Raw genomic sequence first — 17,512 nt, 5'->3', positions numbered from 1 at the left:
ATCCCTAGAACTACGGAAGCGCGTCACCTGCGTCGCGCCTAGCATCTTCGACGCAGAGGAAGGCCTGCATGTCGGAGAGTCTCGGAGCATCGCTCGATCGGTCAGAAGAGGCCAGCGATCCCGTGTCCCGCCAGCGGTCGCCTCTTGTCGACTGGGGCCGGCTCTTCGGCTACGACTTCTTCATTTCTTACAAGCGCGGCAATGCGGTAGACGGCGGCGCGTCTGCGTATGCACAGACCCTGGCGCGCGAGCTGACGGCGGCAGACTTCCGCGTATTCCTCGACAACGTCGAGGCGCCCATCGGCCTCGAACTCGAGTCCACGCTTACGCGAGCCCTGCGAAGAAGCCGTGCGCTGATCCTGATTGCGACTCGGGGTGCCGTCGCATCGAAGTACGTGCAACTCGAGTTGGAAACGTTTGCCGGCAAGGGCCGCCGGCCGGTGATTCCGATCAACGTCGGTGGCGCGTTCTCGGGCGCGAGCCCAGCAGACGGTGGCTTCGGCGCGCTGCGCGCCCGCGAGCCCATATGGATCGACGTCGACGAAGACGCTGTGGCGTCCGGGCGGCCAGCGCCCGCGACCGTGGACAACATCCGGCGGCATGCTCACTTCGTCAAGGCGAACGTGAGGCTCAGGTGGGCGACCGGCATCGTGATGCTGGCGCTTGTGGCGCTCGCCGCGTATGCCGGGCTCGAAGCCCGGCGCGCGACTCGGGAGGCGACCAACGCCGAGCAGCAGCGCGGGCAGGCTCAGGCAGCCGAGCGCGCGGAGCGCGGTGCGCGCAAGTTGGCGGACGAAAAGACCGAGGCTGCGAAGCTGGCACTCGAGAATGAAACCAAGGCGCTCGCAAAGGCCGAGCGACGGCGCCTCGAGGCAGAGCGACAACGCAACATCGCTGTTGCCGGTGAGCTGGCTGCGCGGGCACAGATACTCATAGCCCAACGCGGCACCCTGCTGCCGATCGCCGGCATGCTGGCGGTGGAGGCGTCGCGCCGGGAGCCCTCGCTCGACGCGGATCGTGCCGCGCGCGAAGCGCTGCTACTGCTGCCCTCGAAGGCCGGGGTCATCGATTGCGCGCGCGACGGCGAAGTGCTGACGGGCCGGTTCAGCGCTGACGGCACGGCCTTGGCCACGCAAACGAAAGGCAAACCGATTCGGCTTTGGGAGACACGCACGGGTCGATCACTGGGACAGGTGCCGCTGGCAGGTGCTCGCAAGTTCGTCTGGAGCCCCGATGGCAAGCGGCTTGTCACGCTCGACGACGCGGGCAAGGCCCTTGTCTGGCGAGTGGGAGAGATCGCGTCGCCCCTGACCCTGGCCGAACGCGGGGTCAACGATGTTGCATTCGCGGCCTCCGGCGACTACGTGGCGAGTGTGCATGACGACCGGCGCACGCGGCTGTGGCTGACAGATTCGTGGACAGAGGTCGGTTCGGGCTGGGTCAATGCCGAACCGATGACGCATGTGGCGGTGCACCCCCAAGCCGAGGAGGTCGCTGCGTCCAATGCAGACCTTTCCGAAATCATGGGCTCGCCAGGGTTGCCGGCCCAGTCGTTCGTGTCGAATTTCCAGGCAATCTGGACCTACAGTGCCGATGGAAAACATCTTGCCCAGTTGGTGGCACCGCAATTCGTCGCGAATCTCTTCGAAGTGCAATCGCGCAGGCAACTGTTCCACGAGGATCGTCGGATCAGCGTTGCATTCAGCGGTGATGGATCGACCATCGCGCTCGCGAGCCCCGAATGGGATGCAACCAGCTACGACCTTCGCAGCTGCCGCATGGCAGGGACGCGGTACGTTGCCGCGCCGGGCGGAGTTGTTGCCCCGGTCGCCGTTGATGGACCGGTCGGGTGCCAGCGGCAGCCCACGGTTCGTCACAACGACAGCATCTACAGGGTGACACTCAGTCGCGATGGTCGCCTGATGGGCACGGTGAGCAAGGATGGCACAGCACGCGTCTGGGAGACTTACCGTGGGCGTGAGGTACTGAGGATTGTCGAGGCCGACGAGATACCCATCACCGAGCTTGCCTTCGTCGGAGATGGGAGCTCGATCGCGGCATGGGGACCGAAGGGCTGCAGGAGCTGGGGCTCGCAAGGGCACCGCCAGGCACTGGCTCTGGCTCACGAAGATGCCGTGGTCGGCGTGGCCTTCAGTCCTGACGACAGCCGTATCGCGACTATCAGCCTGAACGGAATCGCTCGTTTGTGGAGCGGCACGTCAGGCGATCTCCTGCGATCGCACAAGATTCAAGGCTTCAAGATGTCCTGGCGCGAGAATCCAAGCGCGCCACCCCTGCTGTTCCGGCCCGATGGGCGCGGCTTGCTGATCGACGGTCGCCTGGCCTGGGACTTTCAATCGGGTTCGGTCGACCGGCCTCCCTTTGCCGAGGGTGCCGTGTTGGCCGTCGCCAGAAACTGGTCGGTGGTGGCCGCGCGGGAGGCCGAGAAGATCGTCGTGCTGCGAGATCGCACGGGCCGCGCGATCTCGCGACATGCCTTTGCTGCGCCCGTCGTCGGCGCTGCCATTGCCCCGAGCGGCTGCTGCATCGCTGTGGCGGAAAAGGAACGCGGCGTCAGCGTCTGGCGGCTGCGTGACTGGCGTCCGCTGGCAAGCGTTCAACCTTCCCATCCGGTCGTCGGCGTCGCGTTCGATCCGCAGGGACTTCGCCTGCTGGTGCGCGGCAAGCGCGGCGCATCGATCTACGAGGCGACCAGCGGCAGGCAGCTGCAACGCATCGATGCCGAGTCGGCACTGACGACGGCGGATTTCGACCCGTCGGGAAGGTACGTCGTTCTTGGTGATGCGGACCGCAACGCATGGCTGTGGGATACCGAGTTGTTGCGGCGCGCGGCCGCACTTCATCATGACGACATGGTCATGTCGGCCGCCTTCAGCCACGACGGACGCAGAGTCGTGTCGGGCGGATTCCGCAGCGACCGCACGGCGCGAGTCTGGATGTGGCGTCCGGAGGATCTGGTGAATGAGATCTGCACGCGCCGGCACCGTGATCTGACCCGGTCGGAATGGAACCAGTACCTGCCGGGAGAGCCGTATCGCAGCACCTGCGACCTTGCCCCGCGCGCCGACGCCAAGCGGGAGGGAAAGGCACCATGACACCAGGCAAGCGCATTGGAGCGGGCTGGCCCTGGTGCGCCGCGTCGCTTGTCTTCACTCTCTGCTTGACGAGCAGCGCCGTGCGCGCGGGAATGCCGGAGGCGCAAAGCGCCTTGATGGCCGGCGACTTCTCCCGGGCGCTACGCGAGCTGGACCCGCTGGTTGCGGCCGGCGAACCTGTCGCGCAGCGCCTGCTCGGTGACATGTTCTACGCAGGCCGAGGTGTCGAGCGCGACCCGGCGCGCGCGTTCAGTCTGTTCAGCTCAGCCGCCCAAAAGGGAGACGCGGATGCGCAGAATTCAGCCGGCCACATGCTGAACATGGGTGAGGGTGTTGCGAAGGACGCTGCGGCTGCGGCCCGATGGTTCGATCGCGCCGCGGCGCAACGAAGCGCGCGCGGGCAGTACAACCTTGCCACACTGTATCGCGCGGGCAATGGCGTGGCACGCGACGCACGCAAGGCGCTTGAGCTGTACGAGGCCGCAGCACAGCAGGGTTACCCGGCGGCCCAATACTTTCTCGCCGTGATGACGATTGCGGGCGAAGGCCGCGAGGCGAACGAGAAGCTTGGCCTCTATTGGCTCAGGGCCGCCGCGCAGGCTGGCGATGCCCTGGCCGCCTACACGCTGGGCGAGTTGCACTCTGCCGGCGCCGGTGCCGAACGCGATCCGCAGAAGGCGCTACATTGGTACAAGATCGCCGCCGACCGCGGAAACGTGGAGGCTTACTACCGGCTCGGCAGCATTCATCACCTCGGCAAGGAGGTTCCGCGCGATGCGGGGCTGGCGCTTCGGAACTACATGGAAGCATCCCGGCGGGGTCATGCCGCAGCCACACTGAACGCCGCGATCATGCTCGATGAAGGAGACGGCGTACCACAGGACCCCGGCCTCTCGATGAGGCTCTACATACGCGCCGCGGAGGCCGGCCTGGGACAGGCCTGCAACAACCTGGGTGCCAATGTCCTGGCGGGCAAGGGGGCGAAGGAGGACCCGATCGAGGCACTCATGTGGTTGGAGTTGGCGATACAGGCGCAGACAGCCAGCCCGCAATTGCGCGACGTTTCGCGGGCCAATCGCGACCGGATGGTCCGAAACCTGTCCGAGTCGCAGGTGACCGAGGCGCAGCAGCGGTCGCGAGCCTGGGCGGCACAACATTGGTCGCGCTGAGCATCGAAGCTTGAGCAGCGTAGCCCGGAACGGGCTCGCCGCGGTTTTGAAGTCGACAAGAACCGGCTCAATCAGAAGCTATAGCGAGAAGTCTTCTTATCGCGGCGCGGGGTGTCATCGGGCGCATTCGCGCGCGGCTCGCTTCGTACGCGCGCATCCGGCACCGAGACGACCTGGCCGGGCTCTTCGAGGGGGCTGCGAAGGGCGGCGCCGCTACGGCGCGCGAGCTCGTGGCCGCCGTCGAGGTGCTGCGCTCCGCACCTCTGCCCTCACCGCTGATCGGCGATGACGTCGACTGGTGGTTCGGGCCGAGAACTGTGGCGGTGTTGAAGGCCGCGGGGATTCGGACGCTCGCCGACCTCACGGTGCGCGTGCCGCGGCGGCGCTGCTGGTGGACGTCGATCGACGGGCTTGGGCCCGCCCGTGCGCGGGAGATCGAAGCGCTCTTCGCTGCCCACCCGGACCTCACGGAGCGCGCTCGGGCACTGGTGCCCGTGCTTCCGGCATCCGACGTGATGCCCTTCGAGCGGATCGTTGTGCCCGACGAGGTCGACGGCACGCGCGGCACCTTCCGGGCGCCAGCCCCGACGTGCGCGCTGCGGGCGAACGACGACTACGAGGTCGTGCAAGCCTGGCTGTCGCTGCACGAGGCGCCGGCCACCCAGTAACACCCGTTCGGCACAGCCGGGTGACATATGTCATTCGAGCCCCTGCGCCGCCGCCGGCGTGGCTAGAGTGACGTCGTACATCGCAAGCTCCCGCGGAGGCGACATGGAAGAAGCGAAAGCCAGGCAGCTGCTGACGACCTACAAGCTGGCCGAAGCCAGCTTCGACCAGTTCACCCGGTTCAAGGCCGAGACCGGCGACTTCCTGATCTCCAAGGCGGCCGATCTGGCCCACGTCACGACGCTGGAGAACCTGCGCAAGATCGCGACCTTCGTCGACGTCGATGCGGCGACCGGCGGGCTGAGGGGCCGACAGCTGCTGCGGGTGGGCCGCATCACCGGCAAGGGCTGCATCGACATCCCCGCGAACAACGGCCTGCTGACCAGCGGCGTCACGCAAAAGCAGCTCGACGACCTGTTGTCGGACTGGAGCGTGAGCGAGCAGGCGGCGTTCAGCACGTTCATGCAGGCGCGCACGCGCGCCGCGCCCGGCCAGCATCCGGCGAAGATCCTCACCGACGTGCTGCCGGTCACCGCGACGATCGGCATGCTGCGCACCGACATCGTCGACGTGATGAAGCTGATCACGGCCAGCGGCGACCGCTGCACGTTGAACCTGAAGGAAGGCAACCTCGTCGGCGCGATCCGGGTCAAGAACGCCTTCCCCGCTGCTCGGTTCACAGGCTTCACCCGCTGGGGCGAAGGCGATGCCGCCGACCACCAGCCCGCCACCAACCTGAGCAACCACTTCAAGAAGCATGTCTGCAACAGCAGCGGCGAATACGCGGTCGAGGCGCGGTGGTGGTGGCGTGCGCTGCAGATCCAGGTGCGCGCGGCGGACGTGCCGCCGCCGGCGCTGAGCCCGGTCGAGAACGGCTACTTCACCGGTCCCGGCGGCACGCAGGACCCGAGGCGGCTGGACCCGTTCATCGAGAACGTTGTCCGGCCGCGGCCCGCGCTGATCGAGGCGCTGCGCGTGGCCTTCGAAAGCGCCTACCGCGACTACGCGCTGAAGCTGAGCCGAGAGCTGTCGGGCGTGATCGCCGAGGCCAACGGCGACAAGGTGATGGTCAGCGGCTACACCGGGAACGCGACGATCTTCGGCCGCTACGACGACGCCAACGCACCTGCCAGCGAACTCGGCATCTCCAGTTGCTACTTCGTCGAAGCCGGCCAGCGCAAGGCCAAGCTCACGCCGGACAAGCCGAACCGCTTGTGGGTGATGCGCTAGGAATCACGGCCAGCAGCGTATCCAGCGCCTCGTTCGCGCGCTCGAGCAGCACGCGACCGTCGGCCTCCACCACGTGCAGCGGATGCGAGGCGAAGTCGAGCCAGCGCAGGTCGAGCCGGCCCTGCAGCGCATGCCGCTTGCGCCGCACGCGCTCGCGCAACTGGCCGCGCTCAGCCGGCGTCAGCCCGGCACCGGCGCCCATCGCGGCCTCGGCCGCGAGGCCCAGGTCCTTGAGCATCCGGTCGCTCCCGAAGCCGCCCCGGTCGCTGCAGCATCCATTCATCGTGAGAACTAGTCTTACCGCGGTACCTGTGTCGCGGCTGCAAACTCCCAAACGCCATCGTGAGACCAGCGGCTCTAGCTTCAGATTGACGCGTCCACTCCGAGCACGAAAACCTCGTAGGTACGCGACTGGTCCGCATGGTAGAAGGCACTCTTGTCGCGCGGGGTCAAAGACGCTGGGTTGCCTGCTCGAGTCGCTAGTCTAGGCAAGCGTGGCCGCCGAGAGCGCACCAACGTGACTCGCCACCTGGTTTCCCGTCTTGTCGAAGAACAGCGTCGTCAAGGCCGGGGCATGGCGAGACACTCCGGCAGCCATGGAGCGCTTCAACTTCTACGCCCCATCGCTGGACGCCGGCCGTGACCGCGGCCAAGCGCACGGCCCGCCCGGTTGGGCGCCACGGTGGTGCGCTCGCTGGCTGGCACGATGCTGGTGGAAGCTCCGCGCGCGAAGGCGGCGGAGGTGGCCGATGCCCGATGCCCTTCCGGGCTGGCGTTACAGCGCCGAGGCCAGGACCCATCGCATCCCGGAGCGGACGCCTCTGCCGCGTGCACGTGGCAAAAAGGCGGCCTGACCGCGAGCGACATTGCCCCCGCGGTTGCTGAAGGGACCTTGAAGGGACTCGGCTCGACGCGACTGAACGCGACAGAGGAAGACTTGGACAGGCGACTTCGACGAAACATTAATAAAATCAATGACTTAGGCGCGTTTTCATAGCTACGAACCAAGGGGGCGTGGGTTCGACTCCTGCCAGCCGCGCCAGAAAAACAAGAAACGGATCAACGGGTTAGCTCCACAAGGGCTAGCCCGTTTTTCTTTGGGCTGTGCTATTGAGCGTGCTATTCAAACGCCGCGCGACCGCGGTTCACCATCCCCTTCACCCTCGTAGCGAACGGTTGAGCAGGTCAACCGGCGTGTGCTATTCGATTGAGCTGACCGTACTCGCTTCAGAGAACTTCGCAGCACTCCACTTCAAGCGATTCCAACCTTGCAGCGTGGTAGTCGGTGGGGTCTGCTAGCCGTCAGCGCAAGACCAGGAACATCGGCTGGCACGCGACCACCTGAACTGCCAGGTCGCGGTCGGGCAAGGAACGCTACACGCCGAAGTGAGCGGGTCAAAGATCGTCGCGCCGGATGCCAGCTGTTTGACTGTCTGACCCGGCGGGAGAAGTAAGGCTGCGTGACTTCGAGCCTGGGTCTTGCGGGCCACCGGATTGTTTGAGCTCAAGATGATCAAACGCCGGGCGCCAAGGAGGGCAGGGTCGACAGAATTTCCAACGAGTTGGGGGGTGAGTCTCTTCCTCACTCCTGTTGTGGATTCAAGTCTGCTCCTTCGCGCCTATTGTCAAAAGTACGCGCAATCCCGCGCAATGCCCGGATACCCACTGCGCGCGACAGGAGCCACTCATGACCCGATTCCCATCCGTACTCAACCATCCCGCCCACGGCCGCATGACGCTCGACACGGGCCGCCTGCTGCTTGCCTTCGGCAAAGCGCAGGCCGACCTCGACGTGCTGCGCAAGAAGCTCGCCGCCGTCGCGCTGACACTCGAAGAGTCGCGCGAGAACAAGCCCGAGCCGCGCCCGCTGCAAGCCGTGAACCACACCGACCGCCGCTTCTGGGTGCGCGTGCTCGACGGCGCGCTCGACGACGAACGCCTGGCCCGCATCGAAAAGGCCCTCGGCAAGGAGCTGGCCTGGATCGGCCCCGTTTATCGCCTGCCCAGGTTCGGCGGTGACGAGCGTTCAGCCTTGCTGTGCCCGGTGCCAGACGTACTGCTGGCCAAGCTGCGCACCGGCCGCGGCGAAGACGGCCCGCAGCGCATCAACGCCATGGTGCGCGCCGCCGGCGCCGCTGCCGTGAGCGAAGACTCCGAGAAGTCGCGCTACCTCGGCCCCTGGCACTACCTGCGCATCACCGACCCGAAGGCCGCCAACGTCTACCAGTTGCGCGACAAGCTCATCGAGCAAAAGGCCGTCAACGTGCAGGACTTGCGCTTCGAGTCCATGCCGCTGCTGCGCCCCGCCGCACTGGTGCCCGACGACCCGCTCTACACCCAGCAATGGAACATGACGCAGGTCGGCGCGCCGGCGGCGTGGGACCTCTCCACCGGCAGCAGCAGCGTCGTCGTTTGCGTGCTCGACGAAGGCTGCGACCTCGCGCACCCGGACCTGGTGTACTCCGAACCCGGCATCAACCTCGGCACCATGTCGGGCGACGGATCGCCAACCGGCCCGCACGGCACTGCCTGCGCCGGCGTCGTGGCGGCCGTGTTCGGCAACACTGCGGGCGTCGCCGGCCTCGCGGGCAACTGCCAGGTGATGCCCCTGGCTTTCGATGCGTGGACCGACGTCGAAGTGGCCGCGGGGATCAACTACGCCGCCGACAACGGCGCGCGCGTCATCAGCATGAGCTTCGGCTGGAACGCGTGGGATCCGGCGATCATCGACCCCGCCATCCAGCATGCGCATGATCTGGACGTTGTCATGTGCGTGGCCACGCACAACCAGGATGGGCTGGGCATCACCTACCCCGCGACCAACTCGTTGGTGATGGCCTGCGGTGCGTCCGACCAAGTGGACAACCGCAAGACCTCCACCAGCCCCGACGGCGAGTTCTGGTGGGGCTCCAACTTCGGCCCCGAGATGAGCGTCGTCGCTCCCGGCGTGCTGATCCCCACCACCGACCAGCTCGGTGCCGCGGGCTACGACGCCACCGCCGACTACATCCCAAACTTCAACGGCACCTCGTCGGCCACGCCGCTGGTGGCCGGCCTCGCGGCACTGCTCCGCAGCGTCTACCCCGCATTGACCAGCCCGCAGGTGCGCGACGCGATCGAGCGCAGCGCGGAGAAGGTGGGTGCCGTCGCGTACGCCGACACCGCCGGCTACCCCAACGGCACGTGGAACCAGGAGATGGGCTACGGCCGCATCAACGCCTATCGCGCGATGGACCTTGCCGACGTGATCGTGCGCGACCAGCCGTCGGACAGCGGCGACGAGCCCGGCCCTGGCGGCAACTTCTGGGACTTCAGCGACGTGGTCGTGCGCATCAACGACGACGACGTTTTCGTGCCCTCGGACCCTTCGCAGTCCAAGCACCTGGAGCTGGGGCAGACCAACTACCTCTACGTGCGCGTACGCAACAACGGCCCGCGCGAGGCGCGCAACGTGGTCGTCAGCGCGCGCCTCACGCCCTTCGTCGGTACCCAGTTCGTCTACCCGCACGACTGGGCTGCGGTGGACGCCACACACCTGAGCCCCACGCCGATGAGCGCCAGCTTCCCGGCGTTGGCCGCGGGCGCCGAGGTGATCGCCAAGTTCTCGATCTCGGCCGCGCAGGTGCAGACCTTGTGGGACGAAGGCTGGCACCCCTGCTGCGTGGCCTCGGTGACCGCGGACAACGACTACGCGTTTGGCACCGCGCCGTTCACCGCCAACCCCATCGTCACGCAGCGCAACAACCTCGCGCAGCGCAACCTCTCGGTGATCAACGTGCTGGCCGATGCCCCCGGCGCGCGCGCCACCTTCCCCTTCCTGGCCGGCCATGCGCTCAACGCCGAGGAGACGATGCAGCTCGTGATGGACCGCAGCCGCCTGCCGAAGAACGCGATCGTGCGCGTGGCGCTGGACGAAGGCAACCTGCACTTCCCGAAGGTGGACCTCAGCCCCGTGCCGGTGAAGCCCGACAACGGCAGCTGCAGCGGCATGGTGTTCCTGGAGCGCACGCGCGTGAAGACGCGCCTGGGCTGCTGCGAAGGGGTGCTGACCATCGAAAAGGGATCGTCCTTCGACTGCGCGCCGAGAGCGCGCGTGGGCAAGGTCAAGGTGCAAGGCGGCCAGGTGGTGCTGGTCGGTGACCAGCGCTACGTCGAAGCGCGCGACATGCAAACCGTGATCACCGTCGAAAAGGCCGCCGGGCAAGTCGTGCCGATGAGTGTGCAAGTGAGCCTGCCGACGGGCCTGCGCGCCGGCGAGCGGACCATGGTGAGCGTGGCGCAGCGCAATGCGGCCGGGCAGGTGGTGGGGGGAGCGAGCGCGCTGTTCGTCGCTGCGGAGTAGGCCGCGCTGGCGCGCGAGATACTCGTCGCCAGCTGCGGCGCTGGCCCGCTGCCGGGCGCCACCCCGATCCGCTCGCGGCAACGTCGGGCACGGGCCGGCGCGCGTACAACGCCTGCTCCAGGGCGTCGAGCTAGAGTCCGCCACCCACAGCTGGTTCGGCCGCGCGCTCGATCACCTCGGGGGGAAAACTTCGGATGCACCGGTGGCGCCACTCAGCAACGCCTCCCTGACCGCACGCACCAGCACGGTTCGGCGTACCGAACGCCGCAGGTCCATCGAGATCTCCAGCAACACACCGGCTCCACTGCGGCCGCGATTGCAAACATGGTTCGGATCGGAGCCCGATAGCCTGGCGGGCGCGTCTTCGACGGTCAAGCCGGCGGCAACAAGGCGCTGGGCCATGGCGGCCCGCAGCGCCAGGTCCCTGCCACTCAGCAGCACGACCTCCCCTGGACTCCCGAGCCCATGAACGGAAACGACGCGGTCGCAGGCCTGCAGCATCTGCAGGCAACCTGGCTCGTCGAACCGGTCGCCGCGAAGTCTCAGCGACGTGAAGTTGCCCGCCCTGAGCAGTCCTTCGAACAGGTAAAGCCCGAACTCTGCGCCGGCGATGGCACGCGCGATGTCGGAGGTGTGGGCCTGGATGCCACCACCATGCGGCGCGAGCACGGCCGTCGAGGACTCGGGACGTGGGACCTGGACGATCCGATAGTCCTTGTCCGCTTCGTAGTCGGCCGCGAGGTCGGCGAATGAGGCAAGGTCCTTTGCAAGTCTGCGGGGCATGCGTCATTGTCGCGCGCCGCCCCCGGCTAGTCCGCACCCACATGCGCGGCAGTCGCTTGGCGTGAATGCGGGACGCCGAGCTCGACGCGGGCACGCGGAAACAGGTAGTGCAACGCTCTCGCCTGCTGGGCAGGAGGCGGCTTGAGATTCCAAGCGTACTCAGTCTGAGGCCCGGACCTGTTCTACCTCAGTCAGTCTGATTCTTCCCGCAGGCCCAGCCGAGCGTGACCGTGCGAGCGCCGAGGCGATGGAACAACTGGCCAAGCAGGCCCAGGAGCTGCGGCTGGGCTACGAATGAGGAACTCGCCGTTCACCGCGGTCTACGCCGCTTGCGTGCTCTATCTCGCGCCGCTGAGGGATTTCCCGATGTGACCTGGCCCATCCCAATCACCTCGTGTTCGTCGAGCAATGGGCGAGCGCCGAGGACCTGTTTCGGCACTTCAAGGTGCCGGCCTCCATCGACTTTGCGCGCGCGATGGCCACCCTGGCCGTCGCCGCGCCGGAGATCAAGGTCTACGCGGCGAACGAGCTGCCGCTGCCGGCCGCGCCCGCGCGCCCGGCGGGAGAGCGCTGAGGGACAGGCGCGCTTCGCACTGGTGGCCGGCGCGCTGGCCCTCGGCGGCGAGGCACGGGCCGCGGACAAGCCCTACCCCCAGTGCGTGATCACGCTCGTCGTCCCGCTCTCCCCGGCAGCGTCGTCGACGTCCAGGCCCGTGTCATCGCTGGTGGAACGCGGCAGGTCCGAGCCGGGCAGGATCAGCTTCGGTTCCGGCGGCAACGGCACGTCCAGCCGCCTGTGCCTGGAACTGCTGCAGACGACGACGGGTGCACGCTTCACGCACGTGCCCCACAAGTCCGCCTCGGCCGCGCTGGTGGGCTTCTGTGATCAACCTGCACCCTCGCTCGGCTCGATCCATCGCAAACCGAGCTCCTTTCCGATGTGGGCCTGAAGCGTCTCCAGGGAGACCGGCATGATGAGGAACACGTTGACCCCGGCCTGCAAACAGGCGGCGCGGTTGTCGGCGGTGGCCGAGGCCGATACCGCGATCACCGGCACCGCGGCCAGATCGGCATCCTGCCGCAATCGGCGCGTGGCCTCCACGGCGTCCACCCACGGCATCGCGATGTCCATCAGGATCAGGTCCGGCCGGAAGCACTTCGCGGTCACCAACATCCGGCAGCCGTCGTTCGCCTGCGCGACTTCGAATCCGGCGTTGGTCAGGAAATCGCACATCAGTGCGCGGTTCGAATCGGCGTCGTCGACCACCAGCACGCGCCTCGGGGGGCCCTCGTAGCGCGCAACGCCGGACGCGTGCCAGGGGGCCTGCGCGAGCGACGCCACGGGCAACGGCAGTTCCACCTCGAAGCGGGTGCCCCGCCCCAGTTCGCTGCTCACCCGCACTTGTCCGCCCATGTCGTTCACCAGCGCGCGCGTTATCGCCAGGCCAAGGCCGGTACCGGCGTTGCGACGATCGGCATTGCCCACCTGCTCGAAGGGCTGGAAGATGCGTTCCAGATCCTCGGGGCGCATGCCGACACCCGTGTCCTCGAACACCAGCCGCAGCAGCACCTGCGAGGGGCCCTGCGGCTCGGCCGAGGCACGCAACGTGACGGTGCCGTGGTCGGTGAACTTGATCGCATTGCCCAGCAGGTTCAGCAGCACCTGACGCAGCCGGCGCTCGTCCGCCAGCACCAAGCTCGGGAGACCCGTCCCGGCCTCGAATACCAGGGCCAGCTGCTTCTCCTTGGCCTTCACCAGCATCAGTTCGAGCGCCGCCTGCAGGAAGGCGGGCAGGGGCAGCGGCACCGGGTTCAGCTCGGTGCGGCCAGCTTCGATGCGCGCCAGGTCGAGCATGTCGTTGATGAGCGAAAGCAGGTGGGCGCCGCTCTCCTGGATGGTGTTCAAGCCGCGCTCCTGCCGCGGGCTCAGTCCGGCGTCCTTGGCGAGCAGTTGCGCGTAGCCCAGCACGGCATGCAGCGGTGCGCGCAACTCGTGGCTCATGTTCGCCAGGAACTCGCTCTTCGCGCGGTTGGCCAGCTCGGCGGCAAAGCGGGCGGCGCGCTCGGCCTGCATCAACTCGCCCTCCGACGCAGCCTGCTCGGCAGGCCTGCCCTCCGGGCCGCTCAACTTCGACAGGATGCTTCGCACCTGGCCTTCGACAGCTTCTTCGCTGAGGCCCAGCGCCCGGGCGATCTCGGGGTAGGCATTGCCCTCTGCGATGAATCGCAGCACGCCGATCTCTGCCGGCATGAGGCCCGCGTCCGCCACCTGCGCGGCAAGCTCGAAGGACCCTCGCGAGGGAAGCGCCTTGCGGCCGTTGTGCACGGCGCGGATGGCTTCGAGCAGTTCGCGGTGCAACGCGTTCTTCAGGAGGTAGCCGCACGCGCCGGCCTGCAGCGCGCGCTGCGCGTTGGCGTCGTCGGCATAGGTGGTGAGCACGAGGATCCGTGCGTCCGGGAACTCCGCCCGGATCGTGCTGATGGCCTCGAGCCCGCTCATCCCGGGCATCTGCAGATCCATGAGCGTGATGTCCGGGCAGTGGATGCGGAACTGCTGGATCGCTTCGCGCCCGTTCGACGCTTCCGCCACGAAGGCCATGTCCGGTTCCACGCCAAGCAGCGTGGCGATGCCCTGCCTCACGATCGGGTGGTCGTCGACGCAGAGAACCTTGATGGGCGCCAAGTCTTCGGTCATTCACCGATCTCGCCGGGCCAGAACCGCCCGTACGGGGGCTCCGAGAGGGCCGTTGCGGGCGTACTGTACTCCCGCCACCCGGGGGCAGTCCGCCGGGCAGAGCCATAGAATTCGATCCCGATGCGGCAAGGGCGGTGGTCGCGCTGGTCATCGCGCCTCCGACTTCGCCGAAGATTGCGGTCGCCGTCGACGCGCTCGTTCCGCCGCTCGCGGAACCGACGCTGCCGGAAGGCGGAGAGGTACGGTGTATGAAGAGATGGAGCCGTCGCTTCGTTGCGCTGTTCTCGGCCCTGATCGCGTCGCTCGCGACCTGCGGGTTCGCCCGATCGCAGGACATCGCCGTCGTCGAGGTTGCGCTCGTCGCGGGCGCACCGATCCAGTTTCACCGGCTGCAGGCGCCCTCCGCACCGCTCGCGCTGCAACGGCTGGCGCAGGACCGGTACGGCTTTCTCTGGCTGAGCGCCGCCGACGGCTTGCGGCGCTACGACGGCTACGGATTCATGAAGGTGCCCGAGGGACACCGCTCGCAGGGCGTCGGCCACATCATCGGCCAATCGCTGGCCACGGACCGCAACGGCCGACTGTGGATCGGTGCCGACGACTCCCTTAATCGGTACGACCCCGAGACCGGCAGCTTCACGCAATACCGTTCGCCGAACGAGGCTTGCGGCACCGTCGCGATCGCCCACGACATCGTCGAGGATCAGGAGGGCATGATCTGGCTCGCGACGGACGACGGCGTGACGGCCCTGGATCCGGTCACGTCGAAGACGACGTGTCATCGGCCGCGCCATACGCCCGCGGTCGGCGAGACGCGCGTCATCGCGATGCTTGCCGTGAAAGACGGCACGCTGTGGATCACCAGCAGCGAGGGGCTCTACGCACTCGACCGGCGCTCGGGCAAGGTCACCCGCCACAACAGGCTGCAGACGCCTTCGGGGCGCCGGTTCGTCTGCACGGGCTTTCCATCGCGGCCGTTCCAGGACAGCAGCGGAACGCTGTGGTTCGGCCTGTCCTCCGGCGGCGATCTGGCCGCGGTGGATGTGACCAGCGGCCAGGTGACGGTCTATGCGTTCCGGGATGGCGGCGTGGCGCCGAACGCCTCTTCCGGTGTGGTCTCGATCCAGGAGGATCACGACCGGGCGCTCTGGCTCGGCACCCACAAGCTCGGCCTCGTGAAGCTGACGCCAGACCGCAACCAGGCGATCTGGTACCAGAGCAACCCGGACGATCCCGACGGCTTGCGCGACGACCTCGTCGTCGGCGTGTTCAGGGATCGCGATGGGCGCTTCTGGTCGACGACGAAGGCAGGGGCGGTCTACCGCTTCGACACCGAGCGTCCGCGCTTCCGGTCGTACCGCCACCAGCAGGCCGTCCCGCAGAGCCTCGGCAAAGGCGCGGTGACCGCGGCCTACGCGGAAGATCCCGACATGCTGTGGATCGGCACGGACCGCGGCTTGAACCGGGTGGACCGCACGTCGGAACAGGTCGCGCAGATCGACCAGCCAGTCTTCAACCAAGGGGTCAGCGCGATCGCGAAGGACCTCTCCGGCCACCTGTGGCTGGGCACGCACGGCAACGGTCTCGTTCGCTTCGATCCGCGTGCGGGCCGGTACACGACGTTCGTCCACGATGCATCCAATCCGCGATCGCTGAACCACAACCGGATCACGGCGCTGCGAGTCGGTCGTGGCGGCAGCCTGTGGATCGCGACGGACTTCGGCCTGAGCCGCTGGGAGCCCGCGACGGAGGACTTCTCGACCTTCCGGCCACAACCGAAAGGTCTGGTCCAGTACCGCTCGATCGCGGAGGACGCGAGCGGTGCCCTGTGGCTGGCGACGGCCTCACGCGGCGTACAGCGTTTCGATCCTCGCACGGGCACCTTCCGGGCCTTCGATGCCGAGCTGCGCGCCGCGCATCCGCCCGGCCACAACCGAGTCCATTCGGTTCACGTCGACCGCGCGGGCACGGTGTGGGCCGCGACGTTCCGCGGCTTGGGCAAGCTCGATCCCCGCGACGCCACGTTCACGTCGTTCGGCTCGCGCTCCGGACTGCCCGCGGACACCGTCCTCGGCATCCTGGAAGAAGACGACGGACGCCTGTGGCTGAGCACCCCGAACGGGCTGTCGCGCTTCGATCCGCGCACCGCGTCTTTCACGAACTATCACGCGTCGGATGGCCTGTTGACCGATCGGTTCGCCAACCCCGTGGTTGCCGTCAAGAGCGCGAGCGGAGAGATGTTCTTCGGCTCGCAGAAGGGGCTGGTGGCGTTCTCCCCCGGTCAGGTCGTCGAGCGCGGGCGAGCGCCGCCGGTGTTCCTCACCGATTTCCGCCTGTTCGGCGAGCCGGTGCTGCCGGGGAGCGGGCCGCTGAAGCAGCCCATCTGGTCCGCCGCATCGCTGGAGCTGGAATCGGACAGCATCGTGTCGTTCGACTTCGCCGCCTTGAACTACGTCGATCCGCAGCGCACGCGCTATCGGTACCGGCTCGAAGGGTTCGAAGCGAAATGGAACGAGACGGACAGCGCCCGGCGCAGCGCGACGTACACGATGCTGCCGACCGGCGACTACACGTTCCTGGTCCAGGCCCGAGGCGCGCGAGGAGACTGGGACGAGAGCGCGCTGGCGCTGAAGGTCCGCGTTCCGCCGCCCTGGTACGCGACATGGTCCTTCCGGATCCTGGTCGCCGCATTGCTGCTCACTGCGCTCTGGCTCGCGTACCGCTTGCGCGTGCGCCAGTTGCACCGCCGGTTCGAGATCGCGCTCTATGCGCGGCTCGGCGAGCGTGCGCGCATCGCGCGCGAGCTGCACGACACGCTGCTGCAGACATATCAGGCATCGCTGCTGTGGTTCCGTGCGGCAATGAACGTCCTGCCGGAGCGGCCGCTCGAAGCGAAACAGCGGCTCGAGCTCGCTCTGGACCGTGCAGCGGCGGCGATCGCCGAAGGGCGTGACGCCGTGCAGGGTCTGCGGGCCGCCAACGTCGAGGTCAACGATCTCGCCGAGGCGATCGCTGCCATCGGAGCCGACTTGACCAAGGAGCATGCAGCGGCCACCGCCCCAGTCATCGGCGTCGCGGTCGACGGAGCGTCGCGTGGCTTGAACCCGGTCGTGCGCGAGGAAGCGTGCCGCATCGCAGCAGAGGCGCTGCGCAACAGCTTCCACCACGCCGACGCACGGCACATCGCGGTCACGCTGCACTACGGCGTGCGGCAGTTCCGGCTGACGATCGTCGACGACGGCAAAGGCATCGACGCAGCGACGCTCGAGGGCCGGCAGCCAGTCAGCCACTTCGGGTTGCCAGGCATGCGCGAGCGCGCCGTCGTCATCGGTGGGCAGTTGGAGGTCCGAAGCGCGAACGGACGCGGCACCGAGGTGGCGCTCAGGGTGCCCGGCCGCAACGCCTACGATGCGGCCGCGCATACGCGGCATTGGTGGCATGCACTCCGGCGCGAGCGCGCGCCCTCGCAGAACGCCGACCGGCAAGGCAAGGACACCTGAGGCAGCCCCAC

11 protein-coding genes are annotated in these 17,512 nt (G+C 67.6%); 8 read left to right on the top strand and 3 right to left on the bottom strand.

Going from position 1 to position 17,512, the window contains the following annotated elements; all coding sequences use genetic code 11:
* Positions 1-68 precede the first annotated feature (68 nt).
* The 4 genes from HLB44_RS32500 (at position 69) to HLB44_RS32485 (ending at position 6,181) form a co-directional block, all read left to right on the top strand.
* A complete protein-coding gene (locus HLB44_RS32500; protein WP_173133477.1) occupies positions 69-3,116 on the top strand; it encodes a TIR domain-containing protein in 3,048 nt (1,015 codons plus the stop codon).
* Positions 3,113-4,285, top strand: coding sequence for a tetratricopeptide repeat protein (locus HLB44_RS32495; protein ID WP_173133475.1), 1,173 nt, complete (start codon positions 3,113-3,115; stop codon positions 4,283-4,285). The genes HLB44_RS32500 and HLB44_RS32495 overlap by 4 nt, the downstream gene beginning before the upstream one ends.
* Before the next feature lie 230 nt (positions 4,286-4,515).
* On the top strand, positions 4,516-4,953 hold the full coding sequence (locus HLB44_RS32490; RefSeq protein ID WP_343051698.1) for a phage integrase family protein: 438 nt from the start codon (positions 4,516-4,518) through the stop codon (positions 4,951-4,953).
* A 103-nt stretch (positions 4,954-5,056) separates the two neighbouring features.
* On the top strand, positions 5,057-6,181 hold the full coding sequence (locus HLB44_RS32485) for a hypothetical protein (protein WP_173133472.1): 1,125 nt from the start codon (positions 5,057-5,059) through the stop codon (positions 6,179-6,181).
* Here HLB44_RS32485 and HLB44_RS32480 read toward each other — a convergent pair.
* Entirely contained in the window at positions 6,141-6,419 is a 279-nt protein-coding gene (locus tag HLB44_RS32480) for a hypothetical protein (protein ID WP_173133470.1), read from the bottom strand. The genes HLB44_RS32485 and HLB44_RS32480 overlap by 41 nt on opposite strands.
* Positions 6,420-7,868: 1,449 nt before the next feature.
* Here HLB44_RS32480 and HLB44_RS32475 point away from each other — a divergent pair.
* Entirely contained in the window at positions 7,869-10,523 is a 2,655-nt protein-coding gene (locus HLB44_RS32475; protein WP_173133467.1) for a S8 family serine peptidase, read from the top strand.
* 171 nt (positions 10,524-10,694) lie between these two features.
* On the opposite strand, the gene HLB44_RS32470 is transcribed toward HLB44_RS32475, so the two are convergent.
* The gene (locus HLB44_RS32470) at positions 10,695-11,306 is read right to left on the bottom strand and encodes a poly-gamma-glutamate hydrolase family protein (RefSeq protein WP_173133464.1); all 612 of its coding nucleotides are present in this window, start codon (positions 11,304-11,306) and stop codon (positions 10,695-10,697) included.
* A gap of 394 nt (positions 11,307-11,700) precedes the next feature.
* Between HLB44_RS32470 and HLB44_RS38270 the strand changes: the two genes are divergently transcribed.
* Together HLB44_RS38270 and HLB44_RS32465 are read left to right on the top strand one after the other, a co-directional pair.
* Positions 11,701-11,880: a hypothetical protein gene (locus tag HLB44_RS38270; RefSeq protein WP_343051697.1), complete on the top strand. Its 180-nt coding sequence runs from the start codon at positions 11,701-11,703 to the stop codon at positions 11,878-11,880.
* A gap of 22 nt (positions 11,881-11,902) precedes the next feature.
* Complete coding sequence (locus HLB44_RS32465) at positions 11,903-12,256, top strand: tripartite tricarboxylate transporter substrate-binding protein (RefSeq protein ID WP_343051696.1); 354 nt, start codon at positions 11,903-11,905, stop codon at positions 12,254-12,256.
* Here the strand turns inward: HLB44_RS32465 and HLB44_RS32460 are convergent.
* On the bottom strand, positions 12,193-14,001 hold the full coding sequence (locus HLB44_RS32460; RefSeq protein ID WP_173133458.1) for a response regulator: 1,809 nt from the start codon (positions 13,999-14,001) through the stop codon (positions 12,193-12,195). The genes HLB44_RS32465 and HLB44_RS32460 overlap by 64 nt on opposite strands.
* A gap of 134 nt (positions 14,002-14,135) precedes the next feature.
* Here HLB44_RS32460 and HLB44_RS32455 point away from each other — a divergent pair, with 134 nt between their 5' ends.
* The gene (locus HLB44_RS32455) at positions 14,136-17,501 is read left to right on the top strand and encodes a triple tyrosine motif-containing protein (protein ID WP_173133455.1); all 3,366 of its coding nucleotides are present in this window, start codon (positions 14,136-14,138) and stop codon (positions 17,499-17,501) included.
* The last annotated feature ends 11 nt before the right edge of the window (positions 17,502-17,512 follow it).

Origin of the sequence: Pseudaquabacterium terrae (assembly GCF_013266755.1) — a bacterium.
GTDB lineage: Bacteria > Pseudomonadota > Gammaproteobacteria > Burkholderiales > Burkholderiaceae_C > Pseudaquabacterium > Pseudaquabacterium terrae.
Note: the sequence above shows the minus strand (reverse complement) of the source record. Positions and strands in the feature narration are given on the sequence as shown.